Origin of the sequence: Terribacillus sp. AE2B 122, from assembly GCF_902497585.1 — a bacterium.
GTDB classification, from domain to species: Bacteria; Bacillota; Bacilli; order Bacillales; family Amphibacillaceae; genus Terribacillus; species Terribacillus saccharophilus_A.
This window is the reverse complement of sequence record NZ_LR700947.1, coordinates 172,757-193,095: the sequence shown is the minus strand read 5'-3', so window position 1 is coordinate 193,095 and position 20,339 is coordinate 172,757. Positions and strand designations below refer to the sequence as shown.

Annotated in this window: 18 protein-coding genes; 17 read left to right on the top strand and 1 reads right to left on the bottom strand. The window is 43.0% G+C overall.

The window, feature by feature from the left end; genetic code table 11:
* Positions 1 to 126: 126 nt before the first annotated feature.
* Positions 127 to 1,326, top strand: coding sequence for an MFS transporter (locus AE2B122_RS14975; RefSeq protein ID WP_175074567.1), 1,200 nt, complete (start codon positions 127 to 129; stop codon positions 1,324 to 1,326).
* On the top strand, positions 1,304 to 2,131 hold the full coding sequence (locus AE2B122_RS14970; protein WP_095219957.1) for an aldo/keto reductase: 828 nt from the start codon (positions 1,304 to 1,306) through the stop codon (positions 2,129 to 2,131). The genes AE2B122_RS14975 and AE2B122_RS14970 overlap by 23 nt, the downstream gene beginning before the upstream one ends.
* Positions 2,132 to 2,174: 43 nt before the next feature.
* On the opposite strand, the gene AE2B122_RS14965 is transcribed toward AE2B122_RS14970, so the two are convergent.
* Complete coding sequence (locus AE2B122_RS14965) at positions 2,175 to 5,609, bottom strand: hypothetical protein (RefSeq protein WP_175074566.1); 3,435 nt, start codon at positions 5,607 to 5,609, stop codon at positions 2,175 to 2,177.
* 155 nt (positions 5,610 to 5,764) lie between these two features.
* Here AE2B122_RS14965 and fabI point away from each other — a divergent pair, with 155 nt between their 5' ends.
* The 15 genes from fabI to AE2B122_RS14890 all read left to right on the top strand — a co-directional run bounded on the left by fabI (position 5,765) and on the right by AE2B122_RS14890 (position 20,287).
* Positions 5,765 to 6,547 (top strand): enoyl-ACP reductase FabI, encoded by a 783-nt coding sequence (gene fabI / locus AE2B122_RS14960; protein ID WP_095269782.1) that lies wholly within the window; start codon positions 5,765 to 5,767, stop codon positions 6,545 to 6,547.
* A gap of 259 nt (positions 6,548 to 6,806) precedes the next feature.
* Positions 6,807 to 7,190: a GntR family transcriptional regulator gene (locus AE2B122_RS14955; protein WP_095219960.1), complete on the top strand. Its 384-nt coding sequence runs from the start codon at positions 6,807 to 6,809 to the stop codon at positions 7,188 to 7,190.
* Positions 7,187 to 8,083, top strand: a complete 897-nt coding sequence (locus tag AE2B122_RS14950; RefSeq protein ID WP_175074565.1) for an ABC transporter ATP-binding protein — start codon at positions 7,187 to 7,189, stop codon at positions 8,081 to 8,083. Before AE2B122_RS14955 ends, AE2B122_RS14950 begins: the two co-directional genes overlap by 4 nt.
* Entirely contained in the window at positions 8,058 to 9,995 is a 1,938-nt protein-coding gene (locus AE2B122_RS14945; RefSeq protein ID WP_175074564.1) for a DUF6449 domain-containing protein, read from the top strand. Before AE2B122_RS14950 ends, AE2B122_RS14945 begins: the two co-directional genes overlap by 26 nt.
* Before the next feature lie 3 nt (positions 9,996 to 9,998).
* Entirely contained in the window at positions 9,999 to 10,550 is a 552-nt protein-coding gene (locus AE2B122_RS14940) for an RNA polymerase sigma factor (protein WP_175074563.1), read from the top strand.
* 139 nt (positions 10,551 to 10,689) lie between these two features.
* On the top strand, positions 10,690 to 11,028 hold the full coding sequence (locus tag AE2B122_RS14935; protein WP_095219964.1) for a Na-translocating system protein MpsC family protein: 339 nt from the start codon (positions 10,690 to 10,692) through the stop codon (positions 11,026 to 11,028).
* Positions 11,029 to 11,193: 165 nt separating this feature from the next.
* Entirely contained in the window at positions 11,194 to 12,243 is a 1,050-nt protein-coding gene (locus tag AE2B122_RS14930; protein ID WP_095269773.1) for a PotD/PotF family extracellular solute-binding protein, read from the top strand.
* 11 nt (positions 12,244 to 12,254) lie between these two features.
* Entirely contained in the window at positions 12,255 to 13,181 is a 927-nt protein-coding gene (locus tag AE2B122_RS14925; protein ID WP_175074562.1) for a nucleoside hydrolase, read from the top strand.
* Between the two features lie 24 nt (positions 13,182 to 13,205).
* A complete protein-coding gene (locus tag AE2B122_RS14920; RefSeq protein ID WP_095219967.1) occupies positions 13,206 to 14,030 on the top strand; it encodes an ABC transporter permease in 825 nt (274 codons plus the stop codon).
* A gap of 3 nt (positions 14,031 to 14,033) precedes the next feature.
* On the top strand, positions 14,034 to 14,822 hold the full coding sequence (locus tag AE2B122_RS14915) for an ABC transporter permease (RefSeq protein WP_095219968.1): 789 nt from the start codon (positions 14,034 to 14,036) through the stop codon (positions 14,820 to 14,822).
* A 15-nt stretch (positions 14,823 to 14,837) separates the two neighbouring features.
* Positions 14,838 to 15,896 carry an ABC transporter ATP-binding protein gene (locus tag AE2B122_RS14910; RefSeq protein WP_095269768.1) on the top strand — a complete coding sequence of 353 codons (1,059 nt, stop codon included), beginning with the start codon at positions 14,838 to 14,840 and terminating at the stop codon, positions 15,894 to 15,896.
* Positions 15,897 to 15,907: 11 nt separating this feature from the next.
* Positions 15,908 to 17,614, top strand: a complete 1,707-nt coding sequence (locus tag AE2B122_RS14905) for an adenine deaminase C-terminal domain-containing protein (RefSeq protein ID WP_175074561.1) — start codon at positions 15,908 to 15,910, stop codon at positions 17,612 to 17,614.
* Between the two features lie 101 nt (positions 17,615 to 17,715).
* On the top strand, positions 17,716 to 18,561 hold the full coding sequence (locus tag AE2B122_RS14900) for an STAS domain-containing protein (protein WP_175074560.1): 846 nt from the start codon (positions 17,716 to 17,718) through the stop codon (positions 18,559 to 18,561).
* 20 nt (positions 18,562 to 18,581) lie between these two features.
* On the top strand, positions 18,582 to 19,481 hold the full coding sequence (locus AE2B122_RS14895) for an alpha/beta fold hydrolase (protein WP_175074559.1): 900 nt from the start codon (positions 18,582 to 18,584) through the stop codon (positions 19,479 to 19,481).
* Positions 19,478 to 20,287 (top strand): histidinol-phosphatase, encoded by an 810-nt coding sequence (locus tag AE2B122_RS14890; protein ID WP_175074558.1) that lies wholly within the window; start codon positions 19,478 to 19,480, stop codon positions 20,285 to 20,287. Before AE2B122_RS14895 ends, AE2B122_RS14890 begins: the two co-directional genes overlap by 4 nt.
* The last annotated feature ends 52 nt before the right edge of the window (positions 20,288 to 20,339 follow it).

The following is a 20,339-nucleotide window of genomic DNA, read 5'->3' as shown; positions in this document are numbered from 1 at the left end:
TTATATAGGTACTAAATGGTGCCTATAGCACAAAAAAGTACGTACTGTTCAATATGAATCCCATACGACATAATAACATTACTCCGGCTGAGGCGGGAGATAAAAGAACCGGAAAGGAAATGTAATATGAAAGGAAAACAAACCTTTGCCTTGATCGCTTTGGCTATAACAGCATTTGCGATCGGCACAACAGAATTCATCAGTGTGGGTCTGTTGCCGTTGATTGCGGATGACTTTCACTCATCAGTGCAGGCGGCCGGACTTACAGTGTCCCTATATGCCATCGGGGTCGTTGTCGGTGCTCCGATCCTGACACCGATGCTTTCCAGTATACCGAAAAAGAAGCAGCTTCTATTGGTTATGCTTGTCTTTTTAATAGGTAATAGTATTGCCGCTGTGGCTCCTAATATGTCTGTTTTGCTGACCGCACGTTTCATCTCAGCGCTTGCGCACGGCGTATTTATGTCTATCGGCTCGACAATTGCTGCTAGTTTAGTTCCGCCAAATAAGCGGGCTGGAGCAATAAGTATCATGTTCACTGGACTTACGGTAGCGACTATCACGGGAGTTCCATTCGGCACATTCATCGGTCAGCAGCTTGATTGGCGAATTGCTTTTCTGTTCATCGTAGTTATTGGAATTCTCGCTAGCTTGGCTAATTTTGCATTGCTGCCAAATACGCTGCCTAAAGGCGTCAAAGTAAGACTAAAAGATCAAACTAGTCTCTTACGATCAGTACCTATCGTACTTGTACTTCTTATTACGGCACTTGGCTATGGCGGTACATTCGTTGTCTTTACGTATTTGTCACCACTTCTGCAGCAGATAAGCGGCTTTCAGCCAGGGACTGTGACTTGGCTGCTGCTAGTATATGGTGTGGCGGTAGCAGTCGGAAACATTGCTGGTGGTAAGCTTGCAAATAGACGGCCTGTTCATGCTTTATTTTATATGTTTGCCATACAGGCAATTGTACTTGCAGCCTTATACATCACGCTACCTGTCAAAGGACTTGGTTTGCTGTTTATTCTTCTCATGGGGTTGTTCGCGTTTATGAACGTTCCGGGTTTGCAGTCGTATATCGTTGTGCTTGCCGAACGGCTCGTGCCACAGGCGGTAGATATAGCTTCTGCATGGAATATTGCAGCTTTCAATGCTGGAATTGCCCTTGGATCCTATTTGGGCGGAGTCATTACGGAGCGGCTCGGTCTGATTCATACAAGCTGGTTGGCTGCAATCATGGTTGCAGCAGCAGTTGGTTTAACAGCTATTTCGAGAAAACTAGAAAACAAAGGAGTAATATCTCATGAAATCAGTAAAGCTCAATAACGGCAATTCTATGCCGATGCTAGGATACGGTGTCTTCCGTGTAGAAGATGGAGAACAACTAGCTGATAAAGTCTATTTTGCTATCGAGCAAGGCTATCGCAGCATTGATACAGCTGCTATTTACGGAAATGAAGCAAGTGTCGGCCAAGGGATTAACCAGGCCATTGAAGCAGGATTAGTGAAGAGAGAAGATTTGTTTGTCACCTCTAAAGTGTGGAATGCAGACCTGACGTTTGAACAAACGAAAGCAGCTTATCAAGAGAGCCTGGAGAAGATGAAGCTTGAGTATCTCGATCTATATTTAATCCATTGGCCTGGAAAAGATAAGTTCTTAGAAGCCTATCGTGCACTAGAAGAGTTATATAAAGAGAAGAAAGTAAAAGCGATTGGTGTAAGCAACTTCCAAGTACATCATCTGGAGGAACTACTAAGTACCGCATCTGTCGTACCAGCTGTGAATCAGGTAGAATTCCATCCGCGCTTGATCCAAGCAGATCTGCGTGCATATACGAAGAAAAAGGGTATTCATTTGGAAGCATGGTCTCCGCTTATGAATGGAGAGCTACTGGCACAGCCTTTACTTGAGGAGCTTTCTGCTAAATACGGGAAGTCACCGGCTCAGATTGTGCTTCGCTGGGATATTCAGCATGATGTCATAACGATACCAAAATCAATGACAGACAAACGTATTATTGAAAATAAGGAAGTCTTCGATTTCGAAATTCAACTAGAAGATATGGAACGTTTGGATCAATTGGATGATGGTACCCGTAGCGGGCCGCATCCGGATGAATTCGATTTTTAATGAAAAGAAAGGCAGCTGTCTTAGCGCAGACAGCTGCCTTTCTTTATTTATATTGCTTAAACCATTTTGTCCACCTGGATTTGCTGGCTTGCAGCAGAGATTCGGTGGTTCTATCATGCTTTTGTTTCTGATATTCAATAAAACTGGCAGAGGCAATCAGCAGGAAGCCGGCTCCAATAAGATATAACCACCATGGTGCGCTGCCCCAAAGCGTACGCGTGTTGAAGAATAAGTTAAATACAACGGTGATCGTACCCGTCAGGAAATACGCACGATATTTTCGTAAGAAACCAATGACAGCTGCTAGTAAAGAAAGACTGCCAAGGGATAGGGCATCATAAATAGTCATCGTAGACAGTCCATCGAGCACCAACATGCCGAATCCAATTGTTAGCAAAACTAACTCAATATGCGGTGTCACATCAGGATCATAGAAAAACAGCCGCAAGATGATAAGAACTAGTAATGCAATTGGCACAACATACAGCTCTGTTGTTAAATATGGACTTATGTCTGCAATTTGCAGCACAAGTATATAAGGGTACAAACAAGATACGATGGCAGCCAGCCGTACATAACGCTTTTCAGCAGCAGGTGCTGTATAGATACTAATCGCAAATAACAGTGCTGGAACTGTCAAACCAAACAGCGTATCAGCAAGGCCGGATTCATACGCTGCAACGCCCGCCAGACTTCCGGCAACGGTATAAACGATAGCGCCAATCCGATATACATCTATTCTATTCCAAACAGAATACTTGTCAGCTTCAGCAACGAAAGATTGGTAATTGCTGAAGCTGGTAATAGCTAATCCTGCTCCCCCGGCCAGCAGTAAGTAAGCTGTACGGATTTCTTGGCCGATACTGCCATAGAGAAGTGTAATTGTGAGAAGTAACAGCAATGTACAGGCAGAAATAATGCTTAGCTGCCATTGAAGCTGTTGATAGATTGCAATTACCCCGACAAAGATGGCTAGCAGGATGATCTGCCAGGAGAAAAGAATAGTAAGCTCTGCTAATGCGAACAGCAGAATAACATTATAGGCAGTCAGCAGACTGATCCGCAGTAAAGACCGCCAGTTAGGTAGCAGCGCATATACCAAGGCAATGCAAACTGTAGTTAGAGCTGCAGCCAATGCAAATTGATGACTCAGATTTGTGTACTGATCCAAATGAGTGATCGAGATAAGGAAGACAACTATAATACTGGCATTTGCAAATATATACTTTTCTATCGCTCTCGTCACAATATGTGCAGAAAACACGAATTGGACGAGCGGAATAAGAAGCCAGATAGGAGGAACATAATCTAACAACTGTGCAAGCAATACCCATAGCGTACCAAAAATTATCAAAGCATGACTGCACCAAAAAAAGTAGACCGATCCAATCGGAGCTTTCTTCTTGATGTATAGACTAGCTGCAAAGAATAGCACGCCGCATAACAGCACATAAGCCGTGATTATATTTGAGTCCCTTATTCCGAATAGATTTTGCAGTGATGCATAGGTCACGATGATGGAGCCGAGCACGGCAACCCATAATGGATGCTTCCGAAAGACTTGAAGAGCCATTAACTGAATACCAACATTGATAAGTGAAACGAACGTAACAGTGACCGCCGGTAAATTCCACGATAAGATGGCAATCGCAACAGCGTAACTTTGCAAGATTTGGCCTGTTAGGAAAAACGACAAAAATAACGGCTGGTACCGATATTTACGGCAAAGGAATGCGATTGCAATAGCTATCAATGCAATCAAAGTCGCGTGTCCTGAAATACCAACTTGTTCACGATAAAATTCATTTTCGGTATACAGACGGTAACCACCGAGTAATAACGCTGCAATCAAGCTAATCGGGGTAACAATCTTACTGATGAGCACAACTTCTGCATTTTCCTTGCTGTAACAGAAGAAACCTGCCGCAGCCACTAATAGCAGCAGATAACTATTTGCTTCATAATATCCATAACTATGATTCACCAGGAATATAGGAATGACGGTTCCAACTGCTGTCCAGTTTATCGTAACTTGGAATGGCTTCAAAAGAGTTATCCTTCTCGGCCAAATATAACTGTATGCCAGCCCAATGAAAGATAATGTCGCGAATGCACTTGTGCGGATCCAGATTGAGGAACCAGCCATATAAAGCAGCCAATAGACAACAATTAGGAACATTCCGACGCTTGGGTAACTGTAGTAGATTTTGCGTGATGCAACCGTCCAAATTGTATACTGAACCAGCAGGAATAAAATTCCGATCAAGTACGCCCAATTAAATTCGAAATAATAGATAAGACTTGTGAAAAAGAACAGAAGAAAGCCATTTATAGCATGGATAAAGGATTCGTAGACCACTTGCAACCAGCGAGGCAAATTCCATGTCAACAGAACGAGAATGAATCCTAAGCCTATGAATTGACCAAAGAACATGTTGAAATAAGAATCAATCTCCAAAAGAAGTGAGGTGCCGCCAATTAAGGTGAATACGATAAAGCCAAAATGGTAGAGTCTGCTGAAGTTCTTGGCGGCCAGAATCAATGCGTTAATTCCAATCACCAATAAAGTCAGATCATAAGTAATGGCGCTAGTCATCAAAATAATTGTGATGATGGCTTCTGTTCCAAGCTTCATTTGCAGGTAATATGGCCAATAACGCTGCAATGTCTGAAGTTTGAAGGAATTTCGGATAGTTCGCTCGAACAAAAGCAGCAGCAAATTGGCTAGCTGTAAAAAGAATAGAAATGCACTATATGTAGTCGTCACATACAGCAGTGCTGAGATTAGTGTCGACGATAAGCCGACATAGGTCACCCAAATGAATGCTTTTGAGCCTGTGCGTGCTGCCACTGCATAGTACAAAGCTGTACAGCTTAATGCTGCAATGGTTCCGATTAAGGCTGCTCCGTCACCACCGAAGGACAAATAACTCCCAAACAGCTGATAATAAGATGCTGAGAAAATGGCTATCGGTACAAACAGCGCAGCAAGCATTAAGAAGGCGAAGGCTGTCTGTGGAATCCGGACCTTATAGCTGATATAACTCAATCCTGCGAAAAGGAAAGGAATCAAGCTGATTAATAACACTTTTCCTAAAGAAGAGAAGTTTCCCCAATTGGAAGTGCCGAGATATAACCCGCCAAAGAAAAGCATAATGATTCCAAGGACAAGAATGATTGTTAGATTGCGCTCACGGATTTGCTCCGGAGACTTTTGTTTTTTAAAGGATGAATTTGCATATACAGCCGGTTTTGGTACAGGTTGCGTTTGTACTGCTGTTGCAGCTGTTTGCTGCATAGGTACTGAATCTCTTTGCGTCTGTGCTTCTTTGTGATTTGAAGCATCATTAAGCCGCTTTCTTCGATTACCATTTAAAGCGCTTGTGAATACTGCATCAGATATGTAGCCTTGATCGTATAAATCCTGGAGTCTTTTATCAAAATTGTCTCCAGGTTTATTAGGAGGCGTAGTATCCATCTTTTCACCTCGCAATTATTGGTTGTTATTTCCAAACCCTATTATATAGAAGTGTGACTTGTCTGAACAGACGTGTCATTCCTTTCATTTCTGTTTTCTGTTATGATAGGCGGTAGAAAACGTGAACGAAACTGTTCATTAGAAGGAGAATGAAAATGAAGGACTTTCTACAATTACAGGATAAGCACATCGTCATCATGGGTGTGGCGAATGATCGCAGTATCGCATGGGGCGTTGCGCAATCATTGTATGCTGCTGGTGCGAAGCTGATTTTTACATATCGTCAGGAGCGTTCCGCTAAAAAGCTGAACAAGCTATTGGAAAAGAATGAAATGGAAGCAGCAGTTATCCAATGTGATGTTAACGATGATGACAGCATCGCGGCTGCATTTGCAGAAATCAAAGACAAGTTCACAACTGTCCATGGTCTTGTACATTCCGTTGCACATGCGCATAAAGAAGATTTGAATGGTGATTTCATCGACACTTCTCGTGACGGCTATGCATTTGCTCAGGATACAAGTGCGTATTCACTAGTAGCTGTAGCAAAAGCTGTTCGCCCGATTATGTCAGAAGGCGGTTCCATCGTAACAATGAGCTACCTTGGAGCTGATCGTGTACTTCAGGGCTACAATGTCATGGGTGTTGCAAAAGCAGCTTTGGAAGCAAGTGTACGCTACTTGGCTAATGATCTTGGTCCGGATAATATCCGTATTAACGCTATCTCTGCAGGTCCGATCCGTACATTGGCTGCAAAAGGCGTACCTTCTTTCAATGACATTCTTTCAAAAGTGGAACATACTGCACCGCTACGCCGTAATGTTTCTGCTGAAGAAGTTGGCGATATGACAGTTGGTTTGCTGGGTGCCCTTTCCCGCGGTGTAACTGGTGAGATCGTTTACGTTGATGCTGGTTTCAATATCATCGGTCTTGGTTAACTTGTGCTTTAACCCGTTCTAATTATGATTAGGACGGGTTTTATGTTCAGCAAAGAATCCTGTAATACGAGGCAGTGAAGCGAGGATGCTACGCATCTAATTCATATAAATTTACTGGAAAAGCTAGATCTTATGATCTGGCTTTTTATTTTTTGGAAAAAAGTGCTTTTCAAATGGAAAACGCTGGTGTATACTTTGGTGTATTAAGTGTACTACTATAACTAATACAGTTAATACACAGCCTGAATGAGGTGAATACATGTTTGAACTTGACTTGCGAAGCGGCAAGCCGATCTATGAACAAATCGTCGATAAGTTCAAGGAACTGATCATCAATCAAGTGCTGGAGACAGACGAGAAGCTTCCCTCGGTACGGGAGCTTGCCCAGCAGCTGACGATCAATCCGAATACAATTCAGAAAGCATACCGAGAGCTTGAGAACCAGGAATTGATTTATTCCGTGAAGGGACGGGGGAGTTTCGTGAACGCGATTAGTGCACAAGTCGATCCGCAAAAGGTGATGCAAATGCAGGAAGAATTGAAAAAACTGCTGACCGAGGCACAGTATATTGGTATGACAGCAAATGAAATTCGAAATGTGGTGGAGCAGCAGCTGCGTAATGGGGGAGGAAGTGAAACATGATCAAAGCAGTAGAATTAAGTAAAAAATTTGACCGGAAGCAAGTGTTGGACCAAGTTGGTTTCCAGGTGAAAAAAGGGACAATCTACGGTCTGCTTGGCTCAAACGGTGCAGGCAAGACAACCATAATACGTATTCTTGCCGGTATCCTGAAACAAGACAAAGGGTGTGTCCTGGTTGACGGCAAAACTGTATTTGAAAATGTGGCGTTAAAGCAGCGCATCATCTTCATGCCTGATATTCTTTATTTTCTCCCGCAATATACAGTGAAGCAGATGGGACAATATTATGCGGATATGTATGCAAATTGGGACCAGCAGCGATATGACCAGCTAATCAGCCAATTCAAACTCGAGAACAAGAAAGTCTCTACCTTTTCGAAAGGAATGCAGCGGCAAGTAGCTTTTTGTCTGGCATTGGCAGCAAAGCCCGATTTTCTGATCATGGATGAACCGCTGGATGGATTGGACGCTGTCGTGCGGCAGCGAATTAAAGGCTTACTCATCAATGACGTAGCAGAGAGAGAGATGACTGTTCTTATTTCTTCCCACAATCTGCGGGAAATGGAAAACCTCTGTGACGACGTCGGTATTGTACATAAAGGAAAGATGATTCTGGAGCGCAATCTGGATGATATGAAGACAGAGGTTCAAAAAGTTCAGTTTGCTTTGCGGAAAGGGCAGGATATGAGTTTCTTAGAAGAACTAAATATCCTTCACCAGGAAAAACGCGGGAGTATCCATCTGCTGATTGTCAAAGCAGACCATCAGGAGTTAGAAGGAATACTTGCAGCACAAAACCCAGTCATACTGGATATGCTGCCGCTATCACTGGAAGAAATCTTTATCTATGAAATGGGAGGTGCTGGCTATGCCATCGAAAACATCCTCGATTAAGAAGCAGATTATTCTGCATGATGTCCGGCAGGTTGGTTGGCTAAGTGTGTTATATTTTTTGGCTTTGCTATTAATTCTGCCATTACAGATTATCATCCAGTATTCTAATCCACAAACGAGAGAGTATATGGAAAAAGGGGGCCTTTTCCTATATATCCCTGATCTCCAATGGCTTATGTCCATTACAGTGCCAGTGCTTATGGGTATACTATTGCTGCGCTACTTGCATAAAAAACAGGTATCTGATTTTATTCACAGTATGCCTGTTAAGAGGTCATCATTATATCATCACCATTTAGTTGTTGGGCTGGTATTGTTATTCATCCCAATTATGTTGAATGCGCTGATTTTGCTTGGTTTACAGGCTTTCACTGGCATAGGAGATTATTTTAATGCTACGCATGTGTTATCTTGGCTGGGCATAATGTTATTTCTTAATATTTTTATACTATTAGCTACATTTTTCACCGGAATGATAACAGGATTGTTTTCCATGCACTTTGTACTCACTTATATCTTAGTCTTGCTTCCGGCGGGTCTTGCTCTCCTGCTGATTGCCAATATGAGTATTTTATTCGTTGGTTACCCGGTTGAATATTACGCAGACTTAGCTATTTTTAAATTCTCACCAGTCTCCTATTTCTTTGTCAACTTTACGCCTGAGCCAGAATTTTCCTGGATCATGATGTCAGTGTATGCAGTAGCAGGTGTTCTTTTATATGTGGCCGCATACTGGTTATACGCTCACCGGCGAATGGAAGCTACATCACAAGCTATTGTGTATCCTTTTATGCGACCTGTTTTTCGAAACGGCGTAACATTCTGCTTTATGATGGTAGGCGGGTATTACTTTCATGTCATGTCCTCTTCTTTCGCTTGGGTTATATTCGGCTATATTGCAGGATCTCTGATGGGATTCATTATAGCTGAAGCGATTTTGAATAAAACCTGGAGAGTATACAGTAACTATAAATCTTATCTAATATTCGCAGTTTCCTTAGCTGTTGTTCTAATTGCTGTAAATCTCGTAAAAGAAAATTATGAGAATAGGATTCCATCTGCTGACAATATCGAAAGAGTCTACTTTGGAGATTCCTATATTTACACTGAGGATCCGGAATATTTGGAACCCGGTATTAAACCGCTATTTTTTACAGATAAGCAAAATATAGAATTAGTCCGTGATTTACATGAGCAAGTAATAGCTGCTCCAAGAGCCGATGATTGGTATGAAGGAGACATGCGTTCTACGTTCATTGTTTATGAGCTGAAAAACGGAAAGAAGGTGGCTAGATCATATACGTATTCATTAGACGATAATCCAGAACTGAAAAGTCTGCAACATGAGATTGAGGGTTCGAATTTGTATAAGTATGCGAATAACTCTGTGTTTAATATTGCTTTAAATGATATTTATGCTGTGGATGTGCAATCGAATAATATTAAGCAAAGTAGCACTACCGTAACAGATCGAGAATTGGTTGACAGGCTCATAGAAGCTGTTAAGAAAGATATTGAGCTTGCGGATCCACAGGAATCTTTGGAAGAGGTTGAAACTTATTCGCTCGACTTATTAACAAATAAAGATCAAGACTACTATTACGTTGAATTTGATAATAGTTACAAAAATACGATTGAGGTCCTACAAGAAGCTGGGCTTTATGATGATTTAAAAGTATATACCGAAGACATATCCAGTATCCAATTAGAGAATTACGAACGAAACAATACAGTGACAATAGAGGATCAAGAAGATATCAAGCATATTCTGGATCACCTCATCTACTATAGCGAAAACGAAGATTCTTATTTTGTAACGTTCAATCTTAACAGAGGGCGAAGTATGCAAGATGAGCTCTCTATCGAATACGACGACCTTCCCGAATCAATCAAAAACCAATTGGAGGAATAAAGCGTGGCTAGCGAGTATGTATATGTGACAGAGTCGGTGTTTCAGCATATCTATTCGCTCTACCATCAGCGGGTATATCACGCGGCTCAGAAGGTGCTGCGTGATCCGCAGCTGGCGGAGGATGCGGCGCAGGAAACGTTTATCAAGGCTTATCGGAATTTGGACAAGCTGGAGGATGTGTCAAAGGCTGGTGCGTGGCTGGCAACAATCGCTTCCCGTACGGCCATTGATATGCTTCGTAAAGAAGGAAAGCGTAAGTTTATCAGCATTGAGCTGGCCAGTTGGGAGCTGGAGCAGCATTATCTCGAGCATATCGTGATTGAAGAAGTCGAGCTCCGGGAGACGAAACGGGAACTGGAGCAGGATATTCGAAAGCTGAAGCCAAAACTTCAGGAAGTGCTGGCGCTGCGTTATGTGAAAGATATGAAGGAAAGTGAAATTGCTGCAAACCTATCTTTGACTAAATCAACAGTTAAAACCCGTTTGTATAGGGCAAAGCAACTAATAAAAGCAGAGCGGGAATACCGCGATATGATAACGGTAAGAGAGACATGATAAATCCTGTCTCTCTTTTTTAGTGAACAATAACTGAATGTAAAACAGAAAAAAACATTTAAATCCGAACAATATATTGATTTGAGTTATTAAAGTATGTATAATGACCTTACCACATACATGACAGGTGGTTGTTGGCATGCTAGAGAATAGCAATGAAATCAAGAAGATGCTGTCACATATGTACAATGATGTGTCGAAGGAATTGTTCGGTGTCGGAACGACATTACTGAAGGTATCTATCGATCAGAACATCATCACCATCCAAGCCAAGCATCGGCGTTCTCCGCGATCTGCAGCTTTGGAAGGCGAGGCTCCTAGCTTGAAGCAGGAGGTCGACTTCCGGTTATCGATGCTGTACAAAAAACGCTTGGCAGAAAAATTGCATAATGAAACGGAATGGCACATTGAGTCAATACTACGAGATTACGACGCAGCCTCTCAACGTGCTTTTACCAATATTGTCTTAGGCAGTTAAGCTAAAACCGGATTTATCTGGTATGCGGCTAATGCCATAGAAAAGCTTGATTGGTCTGACCTTTGTTGATCGAAGAGAAGATGATCTTGTAGAATGCTCGCATTCTATTAAGATTGTCTTCTTTTTTTGCTTTTATAAATCACTTATTATATGGGGGTTTTTCACATGAATGGTCGTATTAAAATGCTTTTAGGTTCAGCTGCAATTGCTTCTGCACTTACTTTATCTGCTTGTGGCAGTGATAGTGCTGGAGCTGGGAAAGAAAAGCTTGTCATCTCTACATGGGGTTTCTCGGAGGACTTCTTCAATGAAGATGTGTATGCGCCATTTGAGGAGGAACACAATGTTGATATTGTAGTAGAAACAGGAAATAATGCGGAGCGATTGAACAAAATACGTCAAGGTAACTCTGATGTAGATCTAGTCTACTTATCTGATTATTACGCGCAGCAAGGTGTGGATGATGGTTTGTTCGAGGAGCTGGATTCTTCCAAGCTGACAAACCTAGACAAGATTTATGAGACAGCCAAGTCTCCTAACGGTGAAGGATATGGACCGGCTTACACTATCGGGCAGTTCGGAATTGCCTATAACCCTGAAATGGTGAAAGGAACTGTTTCATCATGGAAGGATCTGTGGAATGCAGAGTGGGAAAGTAATGTAGCAATTCCTGGTATTACGACTACAACAGGACCGATGTTTCTTGATGCAGCTTCTAAAGTGAGCGGCAACGATTCATTTAATGAAGATGCTGCATTCAAACAGCTTGATGCTTTGAAGCCTAATATCGTTAACGAATACAATCAGACCTCTGAATTCATCAATATGTTCGGACAAGGCGAGATTGCTGGCGGACCAATCATGGAAATGTACTTCAGCTCATTGAAAGAAGCAGTACCTGAAGCGGAATTTGTAACACCTGAAGAAGGCGGATATGCTGTCATGAATACAGTCAACGTAGTGAAGGATAGCGATCAGAAAGAACTAGCTGAGGAATTTATCAATTATCAGTTAAGTACAGAAGTACAAGAGAAGACAGCAAAAGCAAAGGTAGATTCTCCGGTTAATACAGAAGTGGTACTTTCCGATGAAGAGCAGGAAGGTATTACGTACGGTGAAGATGTCATTGAGAAACTTAATGTCCTGCCAGCAGACTTCCTAGTCGAGAACTCTAAGCAGTGGATCGATCGCTGGAATAAAGAAGTGACCAAGTAAGGGGGAGCATGATGAAGAAAGTCATATTGGATGTAGATACTGGTATTGATGATGCAATTGGCATCATGCTTGCTGTGAAAAGCGAGGCATTAGACGTTGTTGGTATCACGACAGTCAGCGGCAATGTTTCCTTAGAAACAGCCACTATTAACACAGCCAAAATACTTGATTTGCTTGATGATAAAAAGACACCTATATTCGCCGGGGCTGCCAAACCGCTGACCCGGAACCCTCATTTCGAGCATCGTGTGCACGGTGAAGATGGGATCGGAGGCGCACTAAAGGGTGTTGCTACGAATCGTGAGATACAAGAACAATCTGCGGTGGACTTTATACGAACTCAAGTTATGAATGCTCCAGGTGACATTACGTTGATTATGACAGGTCCACTGACAAATCTAGCTGAGGCAGTACAGCAGTATCCTGAGATTGTATCGGCAGTCAAAGAAGTCGTCTTTATGGGCGGTGTTGTGAAAGGAGTCGGCAATGTGACACCGGTGGCGGAGTATAACATGTTCGCTGACCCAGAGGCTGCATCCATTGTCTTCGAGGCGGGATTCCATTCCTTAACACAAGTCGGACTGGACGTTACGAGAAGCGCTTTGCTGAAGGATGAACATATAGATCACATACAGAACCCGGTATTACAGGATTATGTTCGAACAAGCACTGCGACATACCGCAATAGCTATTTTGAGCGGAATGGCGTATGGGCTTGTGCAATGCATGACCCGCTAGCAGTTGCGATTGCAATCGATGCCGAGCTGGTAAAAACAGAATGCCTGCACGTCACAATGGAGACGAACAGCACTTACTGCGACGGTCAAACTATCTGTGATTTCCAGAACCGTCTTGGACATCCGGCGAATATGCATGTTTGTCTGGAGCTCGATGAAGCTCGTTTCTTCGACCTCTTTCTCAAGCTGTTAAACGCTTAGACAAAAGAACGGGAGTTAACCATTATGCGAAATTACTATAAGTATCTCCTGATCTTGCCAGGGGTTCTATTTCTAACAATCTTCATGCTCGTCCCAATTGGCATGACAATCATTTCGACCTTCTTCCCAAATGAAGCAGCAGCTGATACAAGCAATTACGCTAGTCTCTTCCGGGATTCATACTTTTTGGAAATACTATGGACAACGCTGCGGGTCAGCATTCTGACTACTATTATTTGTATGGTGATCGGTTTTCCGACAGCATACTTTATTGCCAGAATGTCCGCAAAAATGAAAGCATTGCTGTTAATTTTGACAATATTCCCGCTGCTGACGAGTCCTGTCGTGCGTTCCTTCAGCTGGATGGTCATCATCGGACGCAACGGGCTGGTCAATGAAGCACTGATGGGGATTGGTATCATACAGGAACCATTGGAAATTTTGTATACACCCACTGCCGTCATCATCGGACTTGTCCATCTCTTCCTTCCATTGACGATCATTACATTAGTTGGTGTTATGGAAAGTATAGAGTCAGATTTGCTGACTGCAGCAGCGAGCCTTGGTGCAAGCCGTTTTGGAGTGTTTACCAAGGTAGTCCTTCCGCTTTGTGTACCTGGTTTAGTAATTGGGGGAATTCTGGTGTTTGTCGGCAGCTTTACCGCTTATACAACGCCTGCATTGCTGGGAGGTCAGCAGCGAGTCCTTTCAACGCTGCTCTATCAAAATGCAAATACATTAAATGACTGGCATATGGCCAGTATTCTAGCTGCCATCATGATTGTAGTGACGCTCATTGTCATTACTTGCATGAATTTACTGGCAAATAAATTGAATCCGAGGAGGTAGACCATGCGGGAAAAACATATAGGACTTGGCATCTTCACGTTTCTGGTGTTCGTTTTCTTGCTGGGGCCATTGGTGATTATTTCTTTCACCTCTTTCGAACAAGGAACAGTACTTCGGTTCCCGCCGGAATCCTTTTCCCTCGATTGGTATAAAAATATATTCGAGGTGAGCGGGTTCCTGGAAACGTTCAAGGTTTCCATCTATCTTTCTCTGGCAGGCAACCTGCTTGCGCTGCTAATTGGAATACCAGCAGCGTACGCTTTGAATCGATTTGATTTTAAAGGGAAGGCGCTTCTGGAAGGTATATTTGTATCTCCGATTATCATTCCTGGTATCGTGCTAGGTTTTACGTTCCTGCGCTTTTTCATTACATACTATCAACTGCCGATCTATGCAGGTCTGTTTATCGGGCATACTGTCATTATGCTGCCATTCATTATCCGTGTCGTTTCCTCAAGTCTTGCTAACTTCGATTTTTCCATAGAAGAGGCGGCAGTCAGTTTAGGTGCGAGCAGAATCGGTACTTTCTTTAAAGTGGTTCTGCCTAATATCAAATCCGGTATCATTGCCGGTGTTTTGATTGCATTCTTGGAATCTTTCAATAATGTGGACATTTCGGTCTTCATGACTGGACCTGGCGTAAGCACGCTGCCAATTGAGATGCTCACGTATGTGCAGAATTACTTCGATCCAACAATCGCGGCGCTATCCGTCGTATTGATGATCATCACAGCTTTATTCATGTTCTTTGTCGAGCGGTTGCTTGGTTTATCTTATTTCACGAAACGGTAATTAGGAGGCTTTATCATGTCTTTGTTTACGCTGCAGGACGTCACTGTTGCTTATCAGAAGCAAGCTATTCTTCAAGACTTCAATTTGTCTATCGGAGAAGGGGAACTCGTTTCCCTTCTTGGTCCAAGTGGTTGCGGAAAAACGACAACGCTTCGGCTGATTGCAGGATTCCTGCAATCAAAGCAAGGCAAATTCTTGTTCAGGGAGAAGGACTATACGAAAGTTCCAGTAAACAAACGTAATTTCGGTTTTGTTTTTCAAAATTACGCTTTGTTCCCGCACATGACGGTCTTCGATAATGTCGCGTTCGGATTGCGTCAGCGGAAAGTATCGAAAGCATCGATCAAGGATCGAGTACTTCGTGTACTTGATATCGTCAGTTTGAAAGGATTTGAGGAACGCTTCCCGGCCGCATTGTCAGGCGGACAAAAGCAGCGTGTGGCAATTGCCAGAGCGTTAGTCATTGAACCGGACCTCCTTTTGTTTGATGAACCTTTAAGCAACTTGGATGCCAACTTGCGTGTGAATATGCGCGTTGAGATTAGAAGGATACAGCAGGAACTTGGCATCACGACAGTATATGTCTCGCATGACCAGGAAGAGTGCTTTTCGATTTCGGATAAGGTAGCGATCATGAATAAAGGTATCATCGAACAACTTAGTGATCCTGCCACTATCTACAGACAACCGAAGACAAAATTTGTCGCGGACTTTATCGGATTTAAGAACTTTATCCAATTCGACAGTCGTCGTCAGGAAACAGATGGAATCGCTGCAACTGTTCAAGGAATAACCTTAACCGTTCAGCAGCAGGACAATGACACTGGGTTGGTAGGAGCAATCAGACCGGATGATCTGCGTCTGTATCCATTGGATGCAGCACCAATGACGGTAGAGAATGCTGTACAGGGAAAAGTGCTGATCAGCACTTATCTTGGCCGCAGCTATCAATATGAAGTCAAAACGAGTATCGGGCAGTTCACCGTAAATGATGACGCTGCAGCAGCACCACTGGCAAATGGCCAGGAAGTCGTGCTCGAGATTCCAAAGAAACAAATTGTGCTCGTTGATTAGGAGGTTGAACTATGCTTGTTGATTTACTGATTCGTGATGTGCGGGTATTTAACAGCTATCGAAAGAAATTCATCGATGCTGATGTCGCTGTGCTGGAGGGGAAATTCCTCTATATCGGCAAGAAAGATACCGATAAATTACAGCCAAAAAGTGTACTAGATGGAGCGGGCCGGTACATGGTACCAGGTTTGATTGATATTCATCTTCACATTGAAAGTACAATGATTACGCCCTCTTCCTTCTCTTATGGCATTATTCAAAATGGTGTGACAACCATTGTTCCTGAACCGCATGAGATGGCAAATGTTTTCGGGGTTGATGGTGTGAAAAGCATGATGAAAGCAAGTGCTGATTGTGCGGTGGATATGTTTTATGGCATTCCAAGCTCCGTGCCAGCCACATCGATGGAGACGACAGGCGGGGAAATCGATATCCAGGATATCGATGAGTTGATGCTGTCAGGCAATATTCAATGCCTTGGTGAAATCATGAATTATTATGATGTTATATCGGCTCCTGACAGTAAGACGAATCGTATTCTAGCGCATGTAAGACAAGCATATCCGAACTTGATCGTGGAGGGTCACGTACCGAAACTTTTGGATCTTGAACTGCAGCGGATGATATATGCCGGTGTCGATTCCGATCATACCCATCAGACAGTTGAAGGGATGGAACAGCGCATCAATGCAGGTATGTTCGTAGAATTGCAGGAGAAATCTATGACACAGGAAATCATAAACTATGTGATAGAAAACGATGTTACCGAACATTTCTGTTTTGTAACGGATGATGTCATGGCAGATAAATTGCTGGAAGAAGGACATCTGAATCAGCTTGTGCAAAAAGCGATACATATGGGGATGCAGCCGGAGCAGGCAATATATGCTGCTACTGCTGCACCAGCAAAACGAATGCAAATGAAGGACCGAGGATTAATTGCTCCTGGGAAAATAGCTGATTTTATCTTGCTCGATGATCTGCATGGTTTCTCGATCCAAGAAGTCTTCAAAAGAGGTCAACAAGTTTACGAGAAGGATGCTGTGAAGGAGCAAATCGTACTTGAACGGCAATTCCCTTCGTCCTATTATGAGAGCATTAAGTTGGAAGAGCTGAAGCCTGACGATTTCCTTCTATTAAATGAAAAAGAAGAAAGTGATGCTTTGTACCGTGTTATGGAAATAAAAGACGGTTCGACATTCACGACAGAACGGCATGTTCGCTTAGCAATCGAAGCTGGGCAGGTAAAATGGCAGGAAGAAGGACTTGCACTTGTCATGACAGCAGAAAGATACGGGAAGAATGGAAATCGTGCTTTCGGTCTGTTAACGGGGGATATGCTGAAAGAAGGGGCGATTGCCACTACTTATTCGCATGATAACCATAACTTGCTTGTTATCGGTCGTGATATAGAGGATATGGTGCTTGCGGCGAATGAAGTGATTCGTCATCAAGGCGGCATCTGCTGCGTGAAGGATGGCGAGATACTGTCTTTGGTGCAATTGCCTGTTGGGGGTATTCTTTCGGAAGCACCATTGAAAGAAGTGGCAGCACAAGTCTCTGATTTGACGAAGTCTATCAAATCGCTCGGTTACAAGCATTATAATGTTCTCATGTCGATTAGTACCCTTTCGCTGCCGGTAAGTCCAGCGTTGAAATTGACTGATCACGGCTATATAAGAGTGAACGAAGGGAATATGGTACCTTTGAGAGTTTAGTAGGAGTCTGCTTCGGCAGACTCTTTTTTTACATGCTCAAGATAGAAGCGCCTTAGAGGTTCGGCTATAATAAAAGCATCACAAAGATGAAGGAGATTTGCATGCCAAGTATGAACGAAGCATTATACACCTACCTCATGGACAACGCTCCTCATATAACAGATCGATGGGCAGGTTCATTATATGACTACAAAAATTCAATCTACGCAGATGATGCTGGAAAAGAGATGCGTGAGAAATTAAGAAAACAGCACCGAATGACTATCATCACAGTTGCCAGTGCACTTTTAGAGGATGAAGAGCAATATAGTCAAAATCTCAAAACATGGGTGGAAAAAGTGGCGAATAGCCGGGTTAAGACCAATACACCAATCCATGAAGTGCTGAAGGCGGTCGGAAAATCAGGAACGGTGATTTGGGAATTCATCGAGTCATTTGCAGAAGAGCACAAACACGATGTTACACCTGCTATGGTCATTAGATGGTCGAAAAATCTCCACCGCGCATTAGATGAGGTTATCAATAAATTTACAAAGTTTTATTATGAGCTGACAGAAAGGAAAATCAGAAGCCAGCGCGAAGTAATTCATAAGACTAGTTCACCTGTTATTCCAATTATGAATGGCATCGGGGTATTTCCATTGGTTGGTGAAATAAGTGAACGGCGTGCGGAGCTGATCCTGGAACATATGCCGCAAGCTTGCAAGGAAAAGGGAGTCGAAACACTTTTTATTGATATGTCTGGGGCCAGTTTTACCGAAGCACTTGTTAGGGAAAAGCTCAGACAGATGGTGCAGATCCTGCAAATGCTTGGAATTAACTGTGCAGTTTCCGGTGTCCGCCCCGATCTGGCACAGACTTTAGGAGGAGGTATACAAGCAGAGGGTATTCTATTCTATAATTCCTTGCAGCAGGCATTGGCGCATTATGGATTGACCCGCAGTTAATATGGACGAGGAGGATTCTAATGAGAGTCGAGCATTTAACGGTAAAAGCGAATGGAATAAATTTGCACATGGCGGCAGCTGGTCCGAATGATGGTGAATTGGTGATACTCCTGCATGGATTCCCGGAATTTTGGTATGGGTGGAAGGAGCAGATCGTTCCGCTTGCACAGCAAGGTTTTCGGGTGCTGGCTTTGGATCAGCGAGGCTATAATTTGAGTGATAAACCAGAGGATACTGCTAATTATATACTGGACGAGCTCCGTGATGATGTCGTTGCAGTGATCCGTCTTTTCCAGAGAGAGAAGGCGATTATCATTGGTCACGACTGGGGCGGAGCTGTTGGCTGGCATTTGGCAGTTACACGGCCGGAACATGTAGAGAAATTCATTGCTATCAATATGCCTCATCCTGCAGCTATGCCTAAAATACTCGCAACTAACCCGCTGCAATGGTTCAAGAGCTCTTATATGGCCTTTTTCCAGATGCAGGATGTACCGGAAAAATCATTGGCTGCCAACGATTACTACGGTCTTGCAATGGCGCTGACAAAGTTCAGCCAAGAAGGAACATTTTCTCAGATGGATGTAGATAATTATAAAGAAGCATGGTCCAAGCCAGGTGCGCTGACAGGGATGCTGAACTGGTACCGAGCTTTGACAGAAAAAGACAACATCAGCATGTACGGCAAAAGGGATTCTGTTATGGTTCATGTACCTACCAAGATTATCTGGGGGATAAAGGATCAATTCCTTTTAAAGAAACTGGCACAGGAATCAGTTAAGTACTGCTCTGATTATGAGCTGGTATATATCGATGATGCAACACATTGGGTGCACCACGAGCAGCCGGAAATCGTCAACATGCTGATTAAAGAATTTTTGGAAGAAAATACTGTAGTAGCCGAAGGAGCAGGTGTATGACATTCGATTTGCACACCCATCATTACCGATGTGGTCATGCTGAAGGACAAATAGAGGATTATATCAAGTCTGCTATTGAAAAAGGCTTGCATTATATTGGGATAGCGGATCATTCTCCTTATTTCTACAGCGAGGAAGATCAGCTTTATCCTGGTATTGCTATGCCAATCAGCGGCTTTGAAGCATATGTACAGGAAGTGCTGCATCTAAAAGAGAAGTATAAGGACCAGATCCACGTCCTCTTAGGTGTCGAGAGTGATTTCTTCCCACAACATGCTGCTTTATATGCGGATTACTACGCAAAGTATCCATTCGATTATATTATCGGTTCTGTTCATTATGTCGATGAAGTGAATATCTTCAAACAAGGCAGATGGGATGGCCTATCAGAAGCTGATCACATCCGGGTGAAAGAAACCTATTACGATATGATACAGCAGTCGGCTAAAAGCGGTATATTTCAAGTGCTTGGTCACATCGATGCGATGAAAGGCTTTTATCCTGCATTTTCTGATATTCCTGCTGATCACGCGATCGAACAGACTTTGAAAGTAATCGGGGAATCTGGTGTTAGCATTGAAGTGAACACATCAGGCGGCACAAAGGCAGTTGGCGGATGGTATCCATCTGATCGTATTTTGGAACGAGCCCTGCATTATGGTGTGGACATATCCTTTGGCTCTGATGCGCATATACCATCCAGAATCGGCGAGGATTTTGATAAAGTGAAAGACCGTTTGAAGGATATCGGGTTCAAGGAAATGGTCTACTTCGTACAAAAACAAAAAAGGGTGCTGCCATTGTAATTACAGTTTTCTTGTTTACTTTCATTTGGACGGGGTATTAATACACCAATAC

What these genes read in the sequence shown, in the direction of transcription:
- AE2B122_RS14915 (WP_095219968.1), top strand. Translation starts at nt 14,034, where the DNA reads ATGCGGGAAAAACATATAGGACTTGGCATCTTCACGTTTCTGGTGTTC.
- AE2B122_RS14895 (WP_175074559.1), top strand. Translation starts at nt 18,582, where the DNA reads ATGAGAGTCGAGCATTTAACGGTAAAAGCGAATGGAATAAATTTGCAC.
- AE2B122_RS14905 (WP_175074561.1), top strand. Translation starts at nt 15,908, where the DNA reads ATGCTTGTTGATTTACTGATTCGTGATGTGCGGGTATTTAACAGCTAT.
- AE2B122_RS14950 (WP_175074565.1), top strand. Translation starts at nt 7,187, where the DNA reads ATGATCAAAGCAGTAGAATTAAGTAAAAAATTTGACCGGAAGCAAGTG.
- AE2B122_RS14955 (WP_095219960.1), top strand. Translation starts at nt 6,807, where the DNA reads ATGTTTGAACTTGACTTGCGAAGCGGCAAGCCGATCTATGAACAAATC.
- AE2B122_RS14890 (WP_175074558.1), top strand. Translation starts at nt 19,478, where the DNA reads ATGACATTCGATTTGCACACCCATCATTACCGATGTGGTCATGCTGAA.
- AE2B122_RS14975 (WP_175074567.1), top strand. Translation starts at nt 127, where the DNA reads ATGAAAGGAAAACAAACCTTTGCCTTGATCGCTTTGGCTATAACAGCA.
- AE2B122_RS14970 (WP_095219957.1), top strand. Translation starts at nt 1,304, where the DNA reads ATGAAATCAGTAAAGCTCAATAACGGCAATTCTATGCCGATGCTAGGA.
- AE2B122_RS14910 (WP_095269768.1), top strand. Translation starts at nt 14,838, where the DNA reads ATGTCTTTGTTTACGCTGCAGGACGTCACTGTTGCTTATCAGAAGCAA.
- AE2B122_RS14945 (WP_175074564.1), top strand. Translation starts at nt 8,058, where the DNA reads ATGCCATCGAAAACATCCTCGATTAAGAAGCAGATTATTCTGCATGAT.
- fabI (WP_095269782.1), top strand. Translation starts at nt 5,765, where the DNA reads ATGAAGGACTTTCTACAATTACAGGATAAGCACATCGTCATCATGGGT.
- AE2B122_RS14935 (WP_095219964.1), top strand. Translation starts at nt 10,690, where the DNA reads ATGCTAGAGAATAGCAATGAAATCAAGAAGATGCTGTCACATATGTAC.
- AE2B122_RS14930 (WP_095269773.1), top strand. Translation starts at nt 11,194, where the DNA reads ATGAATGGTCGTATTAAAATGCTTTTAGGTTCAGCTGCAATTGCTTCT.
- AE2B122_RS14920 (WP_095219967.1), top strand. Translation starts at nt 13,206, where the DNA reads ATGCGAAATTACTATAAGTATCTCCTGATCTTGCCAGGGGTTCTATTT.
- AE2B122_RS14965 (WP_175074566.1), bottom strand. Translation starts at nt 5,609, where the DNA reads ATGGATACTACGCCTCCTAATAAACCTGGAGACAATTTTGATAAAAGA.
- AE2B122_RS14925 (WP_175074562.1), top strand. Translation starts at nt 12,255, where the DNA reads ATGAAGAAAGTCATATTGGATGTAGATACTGGTATTGATGATGCAATT.
- AE2B122_RS14900 (WP_175074560.1), top strand. Translation starts at nt 17,716, where the DNA reads ATGCCAAGTATGAACGAAGCATTATACACCTACCTCATGGACAACGCT.